The organism is Kaistella rhinocerotis, from assembly GCF_030243905.1.
GTDB classification, from domain to species: Bacteria; Bacteroidota; Bacteroidia; order Flavobacteriales; family Weeksellaceae; genus Kaistella; species Kaistella rhinocerotis.
Map to the genome: position 1 here is coordinate 843,083 of NZ_JASSYY010000002.1, position 19,122 is coordinate 862,204.

General features: G+C 43.7%; 22 protein-coding genes. 17 read left to right on the forward strand and 5 right to left on the reverse strand.

Annotated elements, in window-relative coordinates; genetic code table 11:
- Positions 1–80: 80 nt before the first annotated feature.
- The 3 genes from QEP06_RS09135 to QEP06_RS09145 all read left to right on the forward strand — a co-directional run bounded on the left by QEP06_RS09135 (position 81) and on the right by QEP06_RS09145 (position 2,289).
- Positions 81–1,064, forward strand: a complete 984-nt coding sequence (locus QEP06_RS09135; RefSeq protein WP_285269981.1) for a D-alanine--D-alanine ligase — start codon at positions 81–83, stop codon at positions 1,062–1,064.
- Between the two features lie 80 nt (positions 1,065–1,144).
- Positions 1,145–1,606, forward strand: coding sequence for a pantetheine-phosphate adenylyltransferase (gene coaD / locus QEP06_RS09140; RefSeq protein WP_251832173.1), 462 nt, complete (start codon positions 1,145–1,147; stop codon positions 1,604–1,606).
- Positions 1,607–1,653: 47 nt separating this feature from the next.
- Positions 1,654–2,289, forward strand: coding sequence for a trimeric intracellular cation channel family protein (locus QEP06_RS09145; RefSeq protein WP_285270088.1), 636 nt, complete (start codon positions 1,654–1,656; stop codon positions 2,287–2,289).
- A gap of 29 nt (positions 2,290–2,318) precedes the next feature.
- Here QEP06_RS09145 and QEP06_RS09150 read toward each other — a convergent pair whose 3' ends face one another.
- Together QEP06_RS09150 and QEP06_RS09155 are read right to left on the reverse strand one after the other, a co-directional pair.
- Positions 2,319–2,885, reverse strand: a complete 567-nt coding sequence (locus QEP06_RS09150; RefSeq protein ID WP_285269982.1) for a DUF2892 domain-containing protein — start codon at positions 2,883–2,885, stop codon at positions 2,319–2,321.
- A gap of 99 nt (positions 2,886–2,984) precedes the next feature.
- A complete protein-coding gene (locus QEP06_RS09155) occupies positions 2,985–3,473 on the reverse strand; it encodes a dihydrofolate reductase (RefSeq protein WP_285269983.1) in 489 nt (162 codons plus the stop codon).
- Between the two features lie 76 nt (positions 3,474–3,549).
- On the opposite strand from QEP06_RS09155, the gene QEP06_RS09160 reads away from it, so the two are divergent.
- The 3 genes from QEP06_RS09160 to QEP06_RS09170 are packed head-to-tail and all read left to right on the forward strand — an operon-like array spanning position 3,550 to position 5,373.
- A complete protein-coding gene (locus tag QEP06_RS09160) occupies positions 3,550–4,158 on the forward strand; it encodes a LemA family protein (RefSeq protein WP_251832170.1) in 609 nt (202 codons plus the stop codon).
- Positions 4,158–4,589: a TPM domain-containing protein gene (locus tag QEP06_RS09165; RefSeq protein ID WP_285269984.1), complete on the forward strand. Its 432-nt coding sequence runs from the start codon at positions 4,158–4,160 to the stop codon at positions 4,587–4,589. The genes QEP06_RS09160 and QEP06_RS09165 overlap by 1 nt, the downstream gene beginning before the upstream one ends.
- A complete protein-coding gene (locus QEP06_RS09170) occupies positions 4,567–5,373 on the forward strand; it encodes a TPM domain-containing protein (protein ID WP_285269985.1) in 807 nt (268 codons plus the stop codon). Before QEP06_RS09165 ends, QEP06_RS09170 begins: the two co-directional genes overlap by 23 nt.
- 109 nt (positions 5,374–5,482) lie before the next feature.
- Here the strand turns inward: QEP06_RS09170 and QEP06_RS09175 are convergent, their stop codons facing one another.
- A complete protein-coding gene (locus tag QEP06_RS09175; RefSeq protein WP_285269986.1) occupies positions 5,483–6,277 on the reverse strand; it encodes a head GIN domain-containing protein in 795 nt (264 codons plus the stop codon).
- Between the two features lie 60 nt (positions 6,278–6,337).
- Between QEP06_RS09175 and QEP06_RS09180 the strand changes: the two genes are divergently transcribed.
- Positions 6,338–8,482: a M3 family metallopeptidase gene (locus tag QEP06_RS09180; protein WP_285269987.1), complete on the forward strand. Its 2,145-nt coding sequence runs from the start codon at positions 6,338–6,340 to the stop codon at positions 8,480–8,482.
- 65 nt (positions 8,483–8,547) lie between these two features.
- On the opposite strand, the gene QEP06_RS09185 is transcribed toward QEP06_RS09180, so the two are convergent.
- Positions 8,548–9,402, reverse strand: a complete 855-nt coding sequence (locus tag QEP06_RS09185; protein WP_285269988.1) for a hypothetical protein — start codon at positions 9,400–9,402, stop codon at positions 8,548–8,550.
- Positions 9,403–9,737: 335 nt separating this feature from the next.
- On the opposite strand from QEP06_RS09185, the gene QEP06_RS09190 reads away from it, so the two are divergent.
- The 7 genes from QEP06_RS09190 to QEP06_RS09220 all read left to right on the forward strand — a co-directional run bounded on the left by QEP06_RS09190 (position 9,738) and on the right by QEP06_RS09220 (position 14,190).
- On the forward strand, positions 9,738–10,937 hold the full coding sequence (locus QEP06_RS09190; protein WP_285269989.1) for a pyridoxal phosphate-dependent aminotransferase: 1,200 nt from the start codon (positions 9,738–9,740) through the stop codon (positions 10,935–10,937).
- 78 nt (positions 10,938–11,015) lie between these two features.
- Entirely contained in the window at positions 11,016–12,044 is a 1,029-nt protein-coding gene (gene murB / locus QEP06_RS09195; protein ID WP_285269990.1) for a UDP-N-acetylmuramate dehydrogenase, read from the forward strand.
- Positions 12,045–12,210: 166 nt separating this feature from the next.
- The gene (gene rpmB, locus QEP06_RS09200) at positions 12,211–12,456 is read left to right on the forward strand and encodes a 50S ribosomal protein L28 (protein ID WP_251832162.1); all 246 of its coding nucleotides are present in this window, start codon (positions 12,211–12,213) and stop codon (positions 12,454–12,456) included.
- On the forward strand, positions 12,456–12,638 hold the full coding sequence (gene rpmG / locus QEP06_RS09205; RefSeq protein WP_076783379.1) for a 50S ribosomal protein L33: 183 nt from the start codon (positions 12,456–12,458) through the stop codon (positions 12,636–12,638). Before rpmB ends, rpmG begins: the two co-directional genes overlap by 1 nt.
- A 21-nt stretch (positions 12,639–12,659) precedes the next feature.
- Positions 12,660–12,815, forward strand: coding sequence for a DUF4295 family protein (locus QEP06_RS09210; RefSeq protein WP_251832161.1), 156 nt, complete (start codon positions 12,660–12,662; stop codon positions 12,813–12,815).
- A gap of 96 nt (positions 12,816–12,911) precedes the next feature.
- Positions 12,912–13,868 carry a signal recognition particle-docking protein FtsY gene (ftsY, locus tag QEP06_RS09215; RefSeq protein WP_285269991.1) on the forward strand — a complete coding sequence of 319 codons (957 nt, stop codon included), beginning with the start codon at positions 12,912–12,914 and terminating at the stop codon, positions 13,866–13,868.
- A gap of 67 nt (positions 13,869–13,935) precedes the next feature.
- Positions 13,936–14,190: a GlsB/YeaQ/YmgE family stress response membrane protein gene (locus QEP06_RS09220; RefSeq protein ID WP_251832159.1), complete on the forward strand. Its 255-nt coding sequence runs from the start codon at positions 13,936–13,938 to the stop codon at positions 14,188–14,190.
- Between the two features lie 63 nt (positions 14,191–14,253).
- Here QEP06_RS09220 and sppA read toward each other — a convergent pair whose 3' ends face one another.
- The gene (sppA, locus tag QEP06_RS09225; protein WP_285269992.1) at positions 14,254–16,008 is read right to left on the reverse strand and encodes a signal peptide peptidase SppA; all 1,755 of its coding nucleotides are present in this window, start codon (positions 16,006–16,008) and stop codon (positions 14,254–14,256) included.
- A 26-nt stretch (positions 16,009–16,034) separates the two neighbouring features.
- Here sppA and folK point away from each other — a divergent pair, with 26 nt between their 5' ends.
- Genes folK through QEP06_RS09240 form a run of 3 tightly spaced genes read left to right on the forward strand, consistent with a single transcriptional unit; the run spans position 16,035 to position 19,044 of the window.
- Positions 16,035–16,472, forward strand: a complete 438-nt coding sequence (gene folK / locus QEP06_RS09230; protein ID WP_251832157.1) for a 2-amino-4-hydroxy-6-hydroxymethyldihydropteridine diphosphokinase — start codon at positions 16,035–16,037, stop codon at positions 16,470–16,472.
- Positions 16,469–17,566: an OmpA family protein gene (locus tag QEP06_RS09235; protein ID WP_285269993.1), complete on the forward strand. Its 1,098-nt coding sequence runs from the start codon at positions 16,469–16,471 to the stop codon at positions 17,564–17,566. The genes folK and QEP06_RS09235 overlap by 4 nt, the downstream gene beginning before the upstream one ends.
- A 44-nt stretch (positions 17,567–17,610) precedes the next feature.
- Positions 17,611–19,044: an OmpA family protein gene (locus QEP06_RS09240; protein WP_285269994.1), complete on the forward strand. Its 1,434-nt coding sequence runs from the start codon at positions 17,611–17,613 to the stop codon at positions 19,042–19,044.
- Positions 19,045–19,122 lie beyond the last annotated feature (78 nt).

Below are 19,122 nucleotides of genomic sequence, written 5' to 3' on the forward strand. Positions count from 1 at the left end.
GCGAAATGCTGATATTCCGCGCTCCGGGCCAGATTTGTAAACTATTTGTTTAAATTTGCTCAGCATACATTTATTACACTATGAAAAAGAAAAACGTCGCGGTAGTGATGGGCGGATATTCCGATGAATTCGTGGTTTCACTTAAGAGTGGCCAGCTTATTTTTGATTCGCTGGACCGGGAACAGTATAATGTTTATAAAGTGGTCATCCTCAAAGATGAATGGTATTTTCTGGATGACCGCGAGCATAAAGTGCCGATCAATAAGGCCGATTTTTCGGTTAATCTCGACAGTGGTTTTGATGTGAAATTTGATGTATGCTTCAACATTATTCACGGCCGGCCGGGTGAAAACGGTGAACTGCAGGCGTACTGGGATATCATCGGGCAAAAATATACGGGCTGCGGATTTTACCAGAGCGCGCTTACATTCAACAAAAAAGACACCCTCGCAGTGCTTTCAAAATATGGAATTCCATCTGCAAAAAGCATCTACATCAAGCGTGGCGACAACATCGATGAAGGACAGATCATCGCAGAACTGGGCTTACCCGTTTTTGTAAAACCAAATCAATCGGGTTCATCGCTGGGTATTTCTAAAGTTAAGGAAGCGTCGGAACTGACTAAAGCGCTGGAATTCGCGTTTGTGGAAGACGATGAGGTTTTGATTGAGAGTTTCCTGGACGGAACAGAAGTGTCCGTGGGAGTGGTCGATTACAAAGGCGAAACCATCGTCCTGGGCATTACCGAAATCGTTTCGCATAATGAATTCTTTGATTATGAAGCGAAATACGAAGGCGCTTCCGAAGAAATTACACCAGCCAGACTGGACGAAGAAACACGTAAAACCGTAGAGCAGATCGCTAAAAAAGCCTACACTTCTCTGGGAATGAGTGGTTTTTCGCGCAGCGAATTTATCATCAAAGACGGCACGCCTTATATGCTCGAAATGAACACCAACCCTGGCTTTTCACCGGCTTCTATTTTGCCGCAGCAAGCAAAAATCTACGGAATTTCAATCAAGGATCTTTGCGGACACGAGGTGGAAAAAGCATTGAACAAGTAATTTGAAATATTTAAAAAAAGCAGAAGATTACTTCAAATGATCGGACGTCTGAAATTAAACTTAAATCCCAAAAAATATTCATGAGAGTCGCTGTTTTTCCCGGATCATTTGATCCAATTACGCTTGGTCACTATGATATTGTGGAAAGGGCCTCGCCACTTTTCGATAAGATCATCATCGCGATCGGCCAGAATTCGCAGAAGAAGTACATGTTTTCGCTGGAGCAACGGATAAATTTTATCAAAAAGACTTTTGAAAAGTTTCCGAATATAGAAGTTGATCATTTTGAAGGACTTACGATCGATTACTGCCGCAGCCGCGACGTAAAATTCATCCTGAGAGGGCTTCGCAATCCGTCAGACTTTGAGTTTGAAAAGGCCATCGCACAAACCAACCGCGAACTTACGCACAACAATAAAGTGGAAACGATATTTCTGCTCACTTCGGCCAGCAAAGCGTTTATTAGCAGCAGCATTGTGCGTGAAATCATTTCATTTAACGGTAACTATGAATTGCTTGTGCCCGACTCGGTACGGGTCTGAGTGACAGTCAACCGGTAAAATCTAAACCGAAATCGGAATAATAAATGATGCTTCAGGAAAATTTCACATTGCTTATCGAATTACTCGGCACCGTAGCTTTTGCGATGTCGGGAAGTTTTGCTGCGATGCAGAAAAGACTTGATCCGTTCGGGGTGCTGATCATCGCGTTCATTACATCGGTCGGGGGAGGAACGGTGCGCGATTTGCTGCTCGATGTGCCCGTGTTCTGGATGCACAATATGCTGATGTGTTCTGTGATTTTCGTGACCAGCATTATTTCGATGGTCTTCAAATCTCTGGAGAAAAAATTCAAGGTTACGCTGTTCATTTTCGACAGTTTCGGGCTTGGACTTTTTACGATTGTGGGTATCCAGAAAGGTCTCAGCGCAGACCTTCATCCGCTGATCTGCCTCACGCTAGGTACGATAACCGGCTGTTTTGGTGGAATTATCCGCGATATTCTGCTCAACCGAATACCCCTCATTTTCAGGAAAGAGATTTACGCAACGGCCTGCATTATCGGCGGCAGTGCTTTCCTTCTTCTGGTGAAATATTCGTCCTTTAAGTACGTGATTGTGCAGGTTTTTACCATTCTGCTCATCGTGGCAATAAGAACATTGGCCGTGAAGTATCACTGGCAAATGCCGAAATTTTATGATGCCGAGCAAAATGGGGAAATGTGATCCCGCTTTTATTCAGGCCAAATTGATTTTTAAAAGAATTTCCCGCGCTGACGCATGTTCGGGTTGTGCGCGTGCTTCTGCATAGAGGGCATTTTCAGCTGGTCTTTCATCATTTTGATCTGGTCGGTCATCATTCCGGCGCTGTCTAGTCGTTTGGCTTCTTCCAGCAGTTTTGCGGCTTCCTGACGACGGCCTTTCTGAAGTGCGCCTGCAGCAATATTCAAAGTCGCCATTGCGCGGTCATGCTTCATATTAAGACCAAAATCCAATGCTTTTTTCATTAGCGGTTCCACTTTCTGCGGATTGTCCTGCGCTAAGCATAAGCCCTGAAGATAATGGAAATAGCCATATTGTGAACGGTGAAGCTGCGACTCAAAATTCGTTATTTTATTCAACCAGTTTGACGCCTTCACCATATTCTGCTTTCTTAAAAACCAAAACGCGAGCAGTATGTATTCATTCTTAAAAAACAAAAGTATAGGTATCGCAGAAAGGATTACCATCACGATGCCCCAGCCGATATTTCGGTTCATCATCAGATATACGCCGGCAGCGATCATCAGTGCTGCAATAAGGAATTTTATGTATTTGTTCATCTTGAATTTAAAAAATGCAAAGATAGATTTCCCGTTTTAAGCCTGCAATTTTATTTAAGGATTAAAAAGGCGGACTTTATTATTTGTCCAAATTAAAGTTTATCTTTTCCGTTCCCAACGTTCGAAACAGAAATCATAGGCGTGTTTTTCATCTTTTTCGATGCAGGTTTCAGAGGTTTTTACCCAGATCTTCGGATCAATCCCCGGGAAAAATACGTCGGCTTTGAATTCTGCATTCACGCGGGTTACTTCCAAGACGTCCGTCGCATCAAGTGTTTGCTTATAAATGTCACCGCCGCCGATGATAAAAACGTTTTCATCGATTTTCTTCGCGAATTTTAAAGCTTCTTTTATGCTGCCCACGATCAGGATGCCTTCCTGAAACCAGTCGTTCCGTCTTGAAATTACGATATTGGTGCGGTTTGGCAGCGGTTTACCGATACTTTCGAAAGTTTTACGACCCATGATGATTGGATGGCCGGAAGTGATTTCCTTGAAATGTTTTAAATCTTTCGGCAGGTGCCAAAGTAGCTGATTGCCAGCGCCTATTTCATTTTTCAAACCCATTGCCACCACAATCGTTACCATTATCTCAGTTTTTCACAAATTTAGCACTTAATTTGTATATTTGGGTGCCAATCATAAACATTAAAAAATTTAAACAATGAGAAACAGAGGGTGTATGAGCGCCGGAACTATCGGGATCGCGCTGGTTGTAATCGCCGTAGTTTTATTTTTCTGGGGCAAAAATGGCTATAATACCTTTACGGCCAAAGAACAGACTGTAAACACGAAATGGTCTAATGTGGAAACCGTTTATCAGAAACGTGCAAATCTGATCCCAAATCTTGAGAGAACCGTAAAATCTTACGCACAGTTCGAGAAAGAAACCTTGACGAACGTGGTGGAAGCCCGTTCCAAAGCGACTTCGATCAATATTGATCCAACCAACATGACCGAGGCTGACCTCGCAAAATTCCAGGCGGCGCAGGGTGAACTCAGCGGAGCACTCAGCAGGCTGATGGCCGTGGTAGAGAGTTATCCGAACCTGAAGGCTGACCAGCAGTACATCAATTTCCAGCGGGAATATACCGCGATTGAAAACAGCATCCGAAGCGAAACCGTTTATTTCAATGAAGCCGCGCAGGATTACAACACTTCCATTAAAACATTCCCGAACAATATCCTCGCGAATTTCACCAACTTTAAGGAAAAGCCATATTTCAAAGCTGCGGCAGGTGCTGAAAACGCCCCTGAAGTTTTCACTGAGTAATGAGCAACTTTCTCACAGAATATCAAATGGCTTCCCTTGTGGAAGCCATTCAGTCAGCGGAGGATCATTCTACCGGCGAGATTCGCGTGCACATAGATTCACACTCCGGTGGTAATAATGCGGAAATTGCATTCAATGTATTCAAATCTCTGTGCCAGAACAAGACAGCAGAAAAGAATGCGGTCTTATTCCATGTGAATTTTGAAGAGCATTATCTCACGATCATCGGTGATGAAGGAATTCATCAAAAAGTGCGGCAAACCTTCTGGGACCGGCTTCATGATGAAATTACGGCCGAATTTGCCAAAGGCAATTACCATGACGGATTGCGGAACGGAATCCTTAAAACAGGTTACGAGCTTAAAAAGCATTTCCCGGTGAGCGGCGAAAACTTTAACGAACTTTCTAATGAGATTACCTTCTCGAACTAAATTTATCACGCTTTTCTTTTTCTGCCTCACACTCACCGTGTGGGCGCAACTCGTGCCTAAAAAGCCGGCATTGCTTTATCCGATTTACGATGAAGCAGATCTGCTGAGTGCGCAGGAGGAAGATTTGCTGAACCAAAAACTGATTAAATTCTACGATTCGTCTTCCACAGAGATTTCCGTGATCATCATTCCTACCACCAAAGGCGAAGATGTGAACTATCTCGCGACCATGTACGGCGAAAAATGGAAGATCGGCGAAAAAGAGCAGGATAACGGTATCGTCTTCCTAATCGCTGCGGAAGACCGAAGGTTTTCAATCCAGCAAGGTCGCGGCGTTGAACGCTATCTTACCGCATCAGTCGCAGGACAAATCCTGGATTATATCGTAACGCCGAGTTTCAAACAGGGCAATTATTACCAGGGAATTGATCGTGGAACCACGGCGCTGATGGAAGTGGTAGAGGGCAAATTCAAACCAGTGGCGAAACCCGCTCAAAAGGCAGGCGCCAGTACTTTCCGCACTTTACTTGTCATATTTTTCATCATCATTTTCCTAAGTTTCTTTTTCCGAAACCGCGGTGGCGGAAGAAATGGTGACGATGATGACGTGATCCTTTCAAGGCGTGGCCGGCGCACCTATCCCGGCGGATTTTTCCCCTTCCCGGGAAGCTTTGGAGGTGGCGGATTCGGAGGTGGCAGTTTTGGCGGCGGTTCCGGCGGTGGATTTGGTGGATTTGGTGGCGGCGGCAGTTTCGGCGGCGGCGGCGCATCCGGTGGTTGGTAATCCGTTTAAAATCACTTCCTTTTAAGAATACAGATATTTCGCGCGACGATGCAAGCTTTATAAAACTGCATTGTCGCGCGATTTTTTAGGTTTAAATATTTAAATCTAATTACTGAACAGAAATATTTCCGCCGCGGTTCTCATTCTGACTGGCGACCTGCAGATTTCCTTTTTTCAGTACACTGATGCTGCCACCCGAGCTCGCTTCCGCATTCAGCACATCCGAAACACCGGCGCGAACATTTCCGCCACTTGAGGCTTTTATTTCCGCATTTTGCGCAGTCAAGTCTTTAGCCGCGATAGTACCTGAAGAGGACGCGTGTAAATCTGCCAGTTTGGTCTTGCCTGAGATGTCTATTTTTCCGGATGAGCTTGCATCCGCTTCCAGGTTTACAGCCCAAACTTTTCCGGTGAACGTTCCTGTGCTCGATGCTTCAATCGAAAGACCGTTCGCTTCAAGATCGCCGGTAATTTGAGCCGAACTTGAAACTTCAACTTCAGTTCTGTCCTGCGTGAATTTATCTTTGATTGTGATACGAGCAGAAGAATTGGCTTCTACTTTGGAGAAATCGCGGGCGAAAATCTTTGCAGCCACGTTGCGCCCGGACAGATTCAGGCCGGGTTTGAAATGTATATGAAGTTCACCTTTATCATTTTCGACCAAAATATCATCCAACATATTGGCGGGCGCTGTAATCACTACTTTTTCAACGTCGGATTTCACGATTTCTGCATTGATGGATTCCGAAACTTTAATCTCATCAAATTCCATATCGTGCTGTTGTGTACGTGCCGGCTTGTCGCTTTTCCCCGGATTCAGATTTATTGAAATGGGTGATTCATTCTTCGAATCGCAGGACAGTAGGAGGAGTGCAGCACAAAGCGGCAGGATCAGTGTTCTCATAGTTATTGGCTTTTAATTTTAGTTAAAATTAATATCTTTACCTTAATTAACCGTTTATAAATGAAAAATATTACTTCAGCCCTGCTGATTTCCTCTTTGGTTGTCACCTCGGCCTGTTCCACTATGAATAAGACTACTTCCGCAACCGAAATCCCCGCACCGGACGCCAGCCTGGCCTCAAATCCTTTCATGAAGAAAAGTACGCTGCAGTACCAGGCGCCTGAATTTGACAAGATCAAAGTTGAACATTTTAAACCCGCCTTTGATTACGGAATGAAAGTTCAGCTCGCAGAGATCGAACAGATTGCTAAAAACCCGGATACGCCTACTTTTGGCAACACCATTTTAGCTATTGAAAACAGTGGCGAGATCCTGAAGCGTGCGCAGATTGTCTTTTATAACCTGACAGGATCAAACACCAATCCGGAACTGCAGAAACTGGAAGAAGAGTACGCGGCGATTTTTTCAGGTCTTAGCGATAAGATCTTGCTCAATGAACAACTTTACGCCAGAATAAAAGCGATTGATACAGCGCCATTGGGAGCTGAAGAGAAACGGATGGTTGAACTTTACAAAACCAATTTCGAAATCGCCGGTGCAAACCTTTCGCCTGAAAATAAAGCCAAGGTGAAGAAAATCAACGAAGAACTGGCGACGCTTTCTACGCAGTTTACAAGCCGCCTTTTGGACGCGAGGAAAAATGGCGCTGTGCTTATTTCTGATGTAAAGGAACTTGACGGACTGTCCGCGGACGAAATCGCTGCAGCGGCGGCCGATGCGAAAGAGGCCGGACATGAAGGAAAATATCTTCTGACATTATTAAATACTACACAGCAGCCACTTCTTCAGAATTTGAAAAACCGTGCGACGCGCGAAAAGTTGTTCAAAGCATCGTGGTACCGCGCAGAAAAAGGCAATGCTGATGACACGCGCGACATCATCGAAAGACAGGCACGCCTCCGACTTCAGAAAGCACAGCTTTCGGGTAAAAAATCGTTTGCAGAATGGAAACTTCAGGACCAAATGGCTAAGACACCGGAAAATGCAATGAAGCTTTTGGCGCAGCTGGCTACGCCGGCGGTTGCCACAGCAAAACGCGAAAGTAATGAGATTCAGGCGTTGATTGACCAACAGAACGGCGGATTCAAAGTAGAGCCGTGGGACTGGAATTTCTATTCGGAGCAGGTAAGAAAAGCCAAATATGACTTGGATGAGAATGAGATCAAGCCTTATTTTGAAGTTTCCACGGTTCTGGAAAAAGGAGTTTTTTATGCCGCTGAAAAGTTCTACGGAATCACATTCAAAGAAAGAGAAGATCTGCCGGTTTATCATCCGGATGTGGTAGCGTATGAAGTTTTTGATAACGACGGAAAGTCAATGGCGCTTTATTACCTCGATTTCTATACACGCAGCAACAAAAACGGTGGTGCGTGGATGAGCAATTTCGTGGAGCAGTCGCATCTTTTAAACCAAAAACCGGTTATCGTAAACGTTTTCAATTACCAGAAACCGGCTGCGGGCAAACCTTCGCTGATTTCTTATGATGATGTCTCTACGATGTTCCACGAGTTTGGCCATACACTCCACGGGCTTTTCGCAGACCAGAAATACGTTTCAATCTCGGGAACCAACACGCCACGTGATTTTGTAGAATTCCCGTCGCAGATCAATGAATTCTTTGCGCTTGAACCTTCTGTCCTGAAGAATTATGCGATTCATTATCAGACAAAACAGCCGATGCCACAGGCTTTGGTAGATAAGATCAAGAAAGCAGCATCGTTTAACCAGGGATATTCTACAACAGAGTTGGTTTCTGCGGCTACAATCGATATGAACTGGCACTCGGTGACGGATGAATCACAGTTTAAGCCGACTTTGGAATTTGAGAAAAATGTTTTGGCTAAATATGGCTTCAACCTTAAAGAAGTGCCGCCAAGATACCATTCTCCGTATTTTGCGCACATTTGGGGCGGCGGATATTCGGCAGGTTATTATGCTTACATGTGGAGCGATTTGCTGAACGCAGATGCCTGGGACTGGATCACTACCAACGGCGGAATGACGCGCGAGAACGGCGACCGTTTCAGGAAACATATCCTTTCCGTCGGCAATTCTGTGGATCTGAATCAGGCGTATAAAGATTTCACGGGAAGAACACCGGATATCAAACCGTTACTTAAAGACAAAGGATTTATAACTAAATAATTCCAGTTAATTGCTCAGATAAAAAACAGCCACTTCAGTCTTTGGAGCGGCTGTTTTTATGGTAATTAATTAACATTCAGCCCCTTAAATGGTTCCGCGTAAGGGTCGTAAGGTGAAACAAGTTTTTTAAAAATGATGGAAGAGTTACGAAGATTCACAACCAGAAGATTTAGTACTTCATGCTGCGCCACATAATAAGCCTTGATTCCGATGTGCTTTGTCTTTTTCTCGCCCATGAAAACGGCATCCTCCCTGCAACCAGACAGCACATAGGATGAAACCGCTTTGAATTTCCAGTTTTTGTCAAAAGTAAGCAGACGGAAGCCTTTGTCGGGCGGTGAGGCTCCGCAAAAACCCTGTTTGTCGAAATTTGAATCACGTTCAAATTGCAGCAGAACCCGATTTTCACGACTGTCTTCGTACGACGCAATGACCACGTTGCCGCCAAATTCATCTATTAGATTCCGAAGATTGTACTTTTTGCCATTTGGCAGTAATAGCCATTCATCACGTGGGGTTAGGTCTAAGGAAGAGTCTTTGATTGACACCGCATACTTTTTCCCATTCACCTGAAGTGTGCCGTTCTGGTAATTTTTATTGCTTTGAGAAATCTTAAAAAGCTCTTTGAAAGGTTCGTATAATGGGCAGGGTAATGTGTAGCAAAACAACTCTTCAGCAACTAATTGCTTTGATAATTGCGAATGGATTGCACCGAAATTGTAAAGCAGTAAATCACCATTATAAAATCCTGCGAGTGGAATCTTTTGTTTAAAAGTGTCGTAATAATAGTATCCCTGAACCGAATACACTTTATCATTCCAACCGGAATGCGTAGCGTATTTGAGATTCAATGTGATTGGTTTGCCGGCTATACTCCCTTTGAAAATTTTCGAAGTTTTCCAGTCGCGCTTGAGGTGCACGCCTGCCTTGTTTTGCGCGCTTAGAAGTAAAGGCAAAAAAATGAGAAGGACTAATAAATGTCGTATCACCGTCTTTTGTGTTTAAATGCAATCAGTAATTTCTGTGCCAATTTTAAGATAATTTTAACAATTTTTTTTAATTTTTACCAGGTGAGTTTTTAAGATTCAGGACCACCTACCGAAAGAGAATCACCCGTAATTTTAGCCCGGATCGCAGCGGAAATCCTTTTTTGCGAAGCAAAAAAGATTGCAGCAGAGAGCCGGTAGATCTTGCGGACAGGTTTCTGCTTTTGTAGCTCCTGAAAATTTGTCTAATTTTGTAAAAAAGTCGATTTATGCCAAATATATCACAGCGCGCGCAGAAAATGCCGGCTTCACCGGTTCGGAAACTGGTTCCTTATGCTCTGCTGGCCAAACAGAACGGAGTGAAAGTGTATCACCTGAACATTGGGCAACCGGATATTGCAACACCCGAAACCGCGCTGAACGCGATAAAAAATATTGACCTGAAAGTCATGGAATATGCGCTTTCTGAAGGAAACCTGGAATACCGCACTGCGCTGAAAGATTATTATCATACGCTCGGATTTAAGGATCTGGACACGAGCCATTTTATGGTGACCAATGGTGGATCTGAGGCTTTGAACTTTGCGATTTCCACACTTTGCGATGACGGTGATGAGGTGATCATTCCGGAGCCGTATTATGCAAATTATAACGGTTTTACAAGCACTTTCAACGTAAATGTAGTTGCGGTTCCTTCGACAATTGACACAGGTTTTGCGTTGCCGCCGATAGAAGATTTTGAAAAGAAAATCACTGATAAAACACGGGCGATCATTATCTGTAACCCGGGCAACCCCAGTGGCTATCTTTACACGCGCGAGGAGTTGCAGAAACTGGCTGAAATAGCGCTGAAGCACGACATCGTAGTGATCTCGGACGAGGTTTACCGCGAATATGTGTATGACGGACAGCAGCCTGTCTCCATGCTTGAATTCAAGGAATTGGCTGAAAACTGTATTATAATTGATTCAGAATCTAAAAGATACTCAATGTGTGGTGCCCGAATAGGTTGCATGATCACACGTTCTAAAAAAATACGCGACGCTGCGATGCTTTTTGCGCAGGCAAGGCTCAGTCCGGTTCTTTTGGGCCAGATTGCAGCCACGGCGGCGCATCACAATGATACCGCGTACATCCTTCAGGTTCGCGAAGAATATACGAAGCGCCGAAATCTACTGGTAGAACTCCTAAACGGAATTCCGGGCGTGATCTGCCCGAAACCTAAAGGTGCGTTTTACTGCGTGGCGGAGCTTCCGGTAGATGACACTGATGATTTTGCGCAGTGGCTGCTCGAAAGCTATTCCAACAACAATGAAACCGTTATGGTAGCGCCAATGAGCGGCTTCTACAGCGATCCAAAGCTCGGGAAGAAACAGGTGCGCGTAGCGTATGTGCTGAAAGAAGAGGACCTGCGGCGAAGCGTGGAACTGCTGAGTGATGCCTTACAAAAATATAAAAGCCACGATTAGCACTTAATTCTAAAAAGCCACGAATTGTGCGTGGCTTTTTTGTGTAGTAAAAGTGCGTAAATTTGCGAAACATTTTCAATGAAAATCTACGAAAATTTTTCTTTAAAAGATTATAACACGTTCGGTGTGGACGTGGCTGCAAGGTATTTTGCAGCGGTTTCTTCGACGGATGAACTCATCGGAGTCCTGGAATCTGTCCGGCAGAAGGGTAATTTAGATATAAAGCCGCTTTTTCTTGGTGGTGGCAGCAATATCCTCTTTACAAAAGATTATGAAGGACTTGTCATTCACCTTAATTTAAAAGGAATATCCGAAGAAGCTGTAAGCGAAAATGAGGTTTTGGTGACCGCAGCCGCAGGTGAAAACTGGCATTCGTTCGTTCTGTTCTGTCTTGAACAGGGCTATGGTGGACTCGAGAATCTGTCGCTGATCCCCGGGAATGTTGGTACTTCGCCAATGCAGAATATCGGGGCGTATGGCGTTGAGATCAAAGATGTGTGCGAAAAGTGTACGGTGCTGAATCTGGAAACTTTAAAGACTGAAACTTTTGATAGTGCAGAATGTAAATTCGGTTACCGGGATTCCATTTTCAAAAACGAGGGAAAAGGAAAGTATGTGATTCTGGATGTGACGTTCAGACTCACGATGAAAAATCACGTGATCCGCATTGAATACGGTGCAATAAAATCAGAATTGGAGCGACAGAATATCACGGATCCGACGATTCGGGATGTTTCAGATGCAGTGCTCAGTATCCGTCAAAGTAAGTTGCCGGATCCGAAAGTACTTGGTAATGCGGGTAGTTTCTTTAAAAATCCGACCATTTCCAAGTCTGCATTTGAGGCGCTGCAGAAAAAATTTCCGGAAATAGCGGGTTATGCTGCCGGCGAATGGGTGAAAGTGCCCGCAGGTTGGCTGATAGAGCAGTGCGGCTGGAAAGGGAAACAGATTGGCAATGTAGCATCACATCATTTGCAGGCATTGGTTATCGTGAACAAAACTGGCCAGGCGGGCGGTGCCGAAATATTTAAATTCTCGCAGAAAATCATTGATTCTGTGGAAGATAAGTTTGGGATAACTCTGGAAAGAGAAGTTAATATCATTTAAGTTATTCAGTAAAGTGTTATCAAGCGCGGATGAATAATAGTGAACGTGTTTTCGGGAAAGTTTTAAAAATATTCTAAAGAATTAATTCATAAATATTTGTCTAACTGGATTTTTCTTCGTTATTTTGCACTCTCAAATATTTAGTAGTAAAAAAGAACATCGAGATATGTCAAGAATTTGCCAGATAACAGGAAAGCGTGCGATGGTTGGGAACAATGTTTCTCACGCTAATAACAAAACGAAGCGTCGTTTTGAAATTAACTTATTGGAGAAAAAATTTTACCTTCCGGAGCAGGAAAAGTCTGTTACACTGAAAGTTTCGGCGCACGGATTGAGAGTGATCAACAAGATCGGAATCGAGGAGGCGATTGAAAGAGCAGCAAGAAACGGATTTATAAAAAATAACAAGTAATGGCTAAAAAAGGTAACAGAGTACAGGTAATTCTGGAGTGCACGGAGCACAAAGAATCCGGTGTAGCAGGAATGTCAAGATACATTACGACTAAAAATAAGAAGAACACTACAGAAAGATTGGAGCTTAAAAAATTCAATCCGGTTCTGAAGAAATACACCCTTCACAAAGAGATTAAGTAATCTTTTAAAAAACGATTAAAAATGGCAAAGAAAGTAGTAGCATCCCTTCAGGGTGGCGCAGGTTCTAAGAAAATGACCAAAGTTGTGAAAATGGTGAAGTCGGCTAAATCTGGCGCATACGTTTTCGACGAGAAAGTAATGAACGCTGATGAGGTAGAAGCTTATTTGAAAAAATAAGTCCTGCCAACGCAGTTCACGATATACCGGCTACCCAAATTTTGGGTAGTTTTTTTGTTATATTTGCGCTGATTAAAAAAAACCTGATAACGTAACATGAGTTGGTTCAAGAAAATTTTCAAGAAGGAGGAAAAGGAGACTTTGGATAAAGGTCTGGAAAAATCCAGTCAAGGATTTTTCGAAAAGATTTCGAAGGCCGTTGTCGGTAAATCTAAAGTAGATGATGAGGTGCTTGATGATCTTGAAGAAGTGCTTATCGCCTCCGACGTAGGTGCCGGAACTACAATAAAGATCATCGAAAGGATAGAAAACCGTGTTGCAAAAGATAAATTTGTAAGCACTGATGAGCTCGATAAGATCCTGCGCGAGGAAATCTCCGGCTTGTTGCTTGAAAATCCACATGCGTCCACCGGAAATATTGATGAGTCCAAAAAGCCTTACGTAATTATGGTAGTAGGAGTGAATGGTGTTGGTAAAACAACTACGATTGGTAAACTCGCACACCAGTTTAAATCTGAAGGTAAAAGTGTGGTTTTAGGCGCGGCGGATACCTTCCGCGCGGCGGCGGTAGAGCAACTTGTGATTTGGAGCGAGCGTGTGGGTGTTCCCATCGTGAAGCAGAGTATGGGTTCTGATCCGGCGTCGGTGGCGTTCGATACCGTACAAAGCGCGGTAGCTAACAATGCGGATGTGGTGATCATCGATACAGCTGGAAGACTGCACAACAAAATAAATTTAATGAACGAACTCACCAAAATAAAACGTGTGATGCAGAAAGTGATTCCGGACGCGCCACACGAAATTCTTTTGGTGCTTGACGGATCTACCGGACAGAACGCTTTCGAACAGGCGAAACACTTCACGGCGGCTACCGAAGTGAACGCGCTGGCAATCACGAAGTTGGACGGAACTGCGAAAGGTGGAGTGGTGATCGGTATTTCAGATCAGTTTCAAATACCCGTAAAGTATATCGGCGTCGGCGAGAAGATGACGGACCTGCAATTATTTAATGGAACAGAATTTGTAGATTCTTTTTTCAGAAAGAGGGCTTAGTTTTCGGCAACCTTTTTGATAAACTAAAAAAGAATAACATTTTTATTAACATTAAAATTTTAAAACTATGGGTATTTTAACTTGGATCATTTTTGGTCTTATCGCAGGTGCAATCGCTAAATTCATTATGCCTGGAAACCAGGGAATGGGTTGGATCTTAACAATCATTTTAGGAATCGTAGGTGCTTTTGTTGGCGGATGGATCGGTACCATGCTAGGTTGGGGAACTGTGAATGACTTCGACATCAAGAGTATGTTTCTTGCCGTTTTAGGAGCCTTACTGGTTCTCTGGATATACGGAATGGCGACGAGAAGAGCGTAAAACGTAATAACACAAAATAATCCCGAGCTGAATTTCAGTCCGGGATTTTTTTTGCTTTAATACTTAAAATTTAATCTGAAAAGGCATTTCCATTCGCGCGCCTTCCCGGAATTTCGGATCTGCAAGTTGTTGGTAAATAAGAAACTGTTCATCTGAAAGTTTGCTCTTCAGCATCTTTGAGGTGATCTGCTCTTTATCCAAATCTTTAAAAAGCTGTTCAAATTGGGTGAGTTTCTTTGGATAAGAGGAAACATTAAAATCTGAAACTTTCGCTTTCATCGCTGCAAATTTCACAGCATCCTGCAATGTTCCGAGATCATCAACCAAGCCGAGATCTTTTGCGCGTACGCCGCTCCAAACGCGTCCGCCACCCACTTCGTCAATCTGTTCAAAAGACTTTTTACGGTTTTGCGTCACAAAATGGACGAATCTTTTGTACGTCATCTCCACACTTCGCTGCATCATTGCCGCACCTCCGGGTGTAAGACCGTTCAGTGAAGAAAACATGTTACTGTTTGCGTTCGTTGTCACCGCATGAGCTGTGAGACCGTTTCGGTTGGCTAGTTCTTTAAAGTAGGGAAAAACACCAAACACACCGATCGATCCGGTAAGCGTTCCCGGTTCAGAATATATCTTGTCTGCAGCCATCGCGATATAATAACCGCCGGACGCCGCATAATCACCAAATGAAACGATGAGCGGTTTTTTTGCTTTAAGTCTTTGAAGTTCAAACAGGATTTCATCTGAAGCATTGGCGCTGCCGCCGGGCGAGTTGATACGCAGCACTACCGCCTTCACTTTATCGTTTTCGGTAAGTTTTTTTATTTCCTTTACGAAATTGTCTGCGTAGATGGCGTCTGTTCCTTCGCCGTTGTAGATGGCCCCGGACGCGTAAAGTACGGCTACCTGATTATCTTTCTTTGTATTGTCTTCTTTGTAGGAGCCTATATATTTAGTAAAAGATATTTTACGGAGTTTTTCCTTTTTCTTTATGCTGAGTTTTTCCTTTAAAAGATCATCGTACTCAGATTTTTGGATCAGTTTATCAGCAAGGCCATATTGCAGGCTCATTTCCGGAATAGCGCCATATAGACTGTCTACCACCATGGCGAAACGGGCCGAGTCCATCTTTCTGGCGCCGGCCATCTTTCTGGCGGTAGGAGACCAAATGTCATTTAGCAACGTTGAGAGCTGCTCACGGTTTTCGTCGGACATATCGTCGCGCATGAAAGGTTCTACAGCAGACTTATACTTTCCGTGTCTGATCACTTCAATCCCGATACCGTATTTCTCGGCAAAGCCTTTCATGTACAAAACTTCTGTCGCGAGACCTTTGAGGTCCACGCTTCCCGCCGGATGCAGATAATAACGGTCCGCTACAGAGCCCAGATAGTAAGCAGACTGCGATACATTATTGCCATATGCATATAAGAACTTACCGCTTTTTTTAAATTCAAGCAGTGCCCGGCGAACATCTTCGATCTGCGTAAAGCCGGCCTGCAAGCCATCTGTCTCAATGCTGATGCCTTTTATATTGTCATCTGTGGCCGCTTTTTTTATCGCTTCCACCATGTCATAGATCAAAATATTATTTTCTTTTTCGGCAAATGCGAAAATATTGTCGCTGTCTTCCAGCGGACTATCTATAATGTTTGTTTTAAAGTCGAGCGTAAGCACAGAACCGGCGTGAATGGCAGATTTATTGCTGTCGGTGATTGCGCTGTAAGCAACCATCATTATTAGGAATAGAACAAAAAGCCCTGCGATGATCGCGATTGCTACGATATTTGCGAGGACGTTTTTTAGGAAACCTTTCATATTTAATAAAGTATAATTTAAGAGATATGTCGCACCACGAGGTGGTTTTGTTACTCGGCAGCAATTTAGGTAAACCCGAGCACAATATAGCGCTTGCCATAGCAAAAATTGAAGCAAGTCTGGGAAAAGTAGTCGCTACTACGCAGCCCTTGCGCACGGAACCCACTGAGTTTGTGAGTTCTAATTATTTTTGTAATATTGCATTACGTCTGAAGACGCGTTTATCCCCTGTCGGGCTCTTAAAGGAGATCAAAATCATAGAGCAAAGTATGGGGAGACTGGAAGACTCGATGATAACAAAAGAGTACGTGGATCGGGTGATTGATATCGACATTGTAAAGTTCGGTAACATCACATTCTCTTCTGCTTTTCTGCAGATACCGCACCACAAACATATGCAGGTACGTGACTTCTCACGCCAACTTCTGGCCGACCTGAACGATACAGTAAACACACAAATATGAAATCAAATTTATTCTTAGCGTTATGCTTACCCGCAGCGGTTTTCGCCCAGGAAGCATCAAACACAGCAGGTTCTGAAGCGTATCCAAACACTTTCTCCAGCGGATCTGCCAAAATCTCACAGTTCAACAACAGCGCAAAGCGCTTCAATGACTGGGCAGTCTCTGTAGGAGGAGGTACGGCACTGATGAAAAAATCGGATCTTACTTCATTTTACGGTGACGAAGTAAACTGGGGATGGAATGCCTATGTAAGTCTGGACAAGCAACTCACGCATACTTTTGGTTTAAGCCTGATGTATTCAATGGGCCAAACGAATCAGCGCGGAATGCTGCCGGGTGTATGGGGCGCGACAGCCGGTGTCGCTGAAGCATGGACGAAGTATAAGCAAATAACAGTTTTAGGGGATATCAATTTTTCAAATCTTCTTAGGAGAGTAGATAACCATTCTCCATACCGCTGGGCGCTCCACGGGTATGCGGGATTAGGTACAATGGGATATGAGACGTTGTTGCTGGATAACAATCTGTCACGCTACGCGCCAAACACATTTCCTATCGCAGTTGACCAAAAGTTGGGATTTTCCTCCCTGTTTTTTCAGGGCGGTGCGGGACTTAAATATAAAGTTTCAGAGCTCATTGATATAGAAACACGGGTGATGTATGTGATGAGTGGCGATGATGAATTTGATGGCGGAGGTGACCTTTTTGATACCGGTCATCCCTCAATTAACTATAATATGATAAACCCATCGCGCAGTGATGATATGGTCACGATCAATCTGGGTTTAAGTTTCAAGATCGGAAAACATGATTCGCACCTCGCGTGGCATGATCCGATGCAAGAAATTTATTACAGAACTGCAGATTTAGAGCAGAATTCTAATGAATTGATTGTCTGCAAGAAAGGGGATCTGGATAACGACGCAGTGTGCGATGATTGGGATAGAGAGTTAAATTCTCCTGCCGGTGCACGCGTAGATGGCGCGGGAGTTGCTATCGACATGGACCTGGACGGTGTAATAGATTTGTATGACCGTTGTGTAACAGTTCCGGGTACCGCTGAAAACAATGGTTGCCCTCCAGGATCCAAATAATAGACAGACATCAAATAATAAACATTAACAATAAAAAATAAATTATGAAAGTACATTTAGCAAGTTTGGTTTTGGCTTTGGCTCTACCAGCAGGCGCTTTCGCGCAGGATTCTTTAGCAGTTGCAACCGAAGGATATCCAAATACCTTCAGTTCTGGTTCGGCCAATGTTGCGCCATTTACGCAGGATTCAAAAAGATTTAATGACTGGGCAATTTCAGTAGGTGCCGGTGTTCCGTTACTTTACGGGTCAGATCTTTCGTCTATCAACAACGGAAACGGGAAGAATCTTTTCGGGTATTCAGCTTATCTTAGTGTGGATAAAGCGATCACTCATGCATTTGGTCTAAAATTGCAGTATGACCGTGGTGAAACCCGTCAGGGATGGTTTAATACCAAAACTGATGATGCAACCGGTGTTGGTTACCAGAATGTTGGGGCAAGAACCCAATATGATGCAGTTTCTCTTTTGGGAGATATCAATTTCTCAAGCCTTCTAAGACGTGTTGACAACAAGTCACCGTACAGATGGGCCTTGCACGGATATGCAGGTGTAGGTTCAATCGGTTACCGAGCTTATGTAGAAGATATTGCAGGTCAGCGGTTGGCAGCAGAAGTAAAACCTTCACTTGACAAATGGTCACTTTTTGGTCAGGCTGGTGCCGGATTGAAATATAACGTAAGCCGCAGAGTAGATCTTGAAGGCCGTTTAATGTATGTTGTAACTACTGATGACAGCTTTGACGGTGCTGGTCCGCAGTACAATGCAAGAGAAGAACAAACTTCGGATAACTTCTTCAATGCGACTTTAGGACTTTCATTTAAATTAGGAAAACACCAGTCACATCTGATGTGGCATGATCCATTGCAGGAAATCTATTACAAACTTGATGTTTTGGCAGATCAGAATCAGGATATCGAAGTTTGCAAAAAAGGCGATGCTGATAATGACGGCGTATGCGATGATTGGGACAGACAGCTTGACACACCAGCAGGCGCAAGAGTTGATGGTGCAGGTGTAGCGTTGGATACTGACCTTGATGGCGTGATCGATTTATATGATAAATGTGTAACAGTTCCTGGTCCGGTAGAAAATAACGGATGCCCAACAGGTATGACAATTTCTGATAACACTAGAGTACTGGAAGGTATTGAGTTCGACCTTGATTCAGACAGAATTCTTCCATCCAACACGCCAATCCTTAACAATGCTGTAAACTACATCAATACTTCAGGTGGTACTTACAATGTAGTAGGTGGAACAGATACCAGAGCTTCTGATGCTTACAACCAAAGATTATCAGAGCGCAGAGCAAATACTGTGAAGAATTATCTGATTCAAAACGGAGTAGAGTCTGGTAAACTGAACGCAATCGGTAGAGGTGAAAAAGACCTTAAGTACCCTGAATGCAACCCAGCTACTAAATGCCCTGAATGGAAAAACAGAGCAAACAGAAGAGTTTATTTCGAAGCGAGATAATCTTCGTTTAAATCTATATTTAAAGTCACGCCCAGCGTGACTTTTTTTGTGCGCCGGTTTTAGTTTCAGTATTTTTAC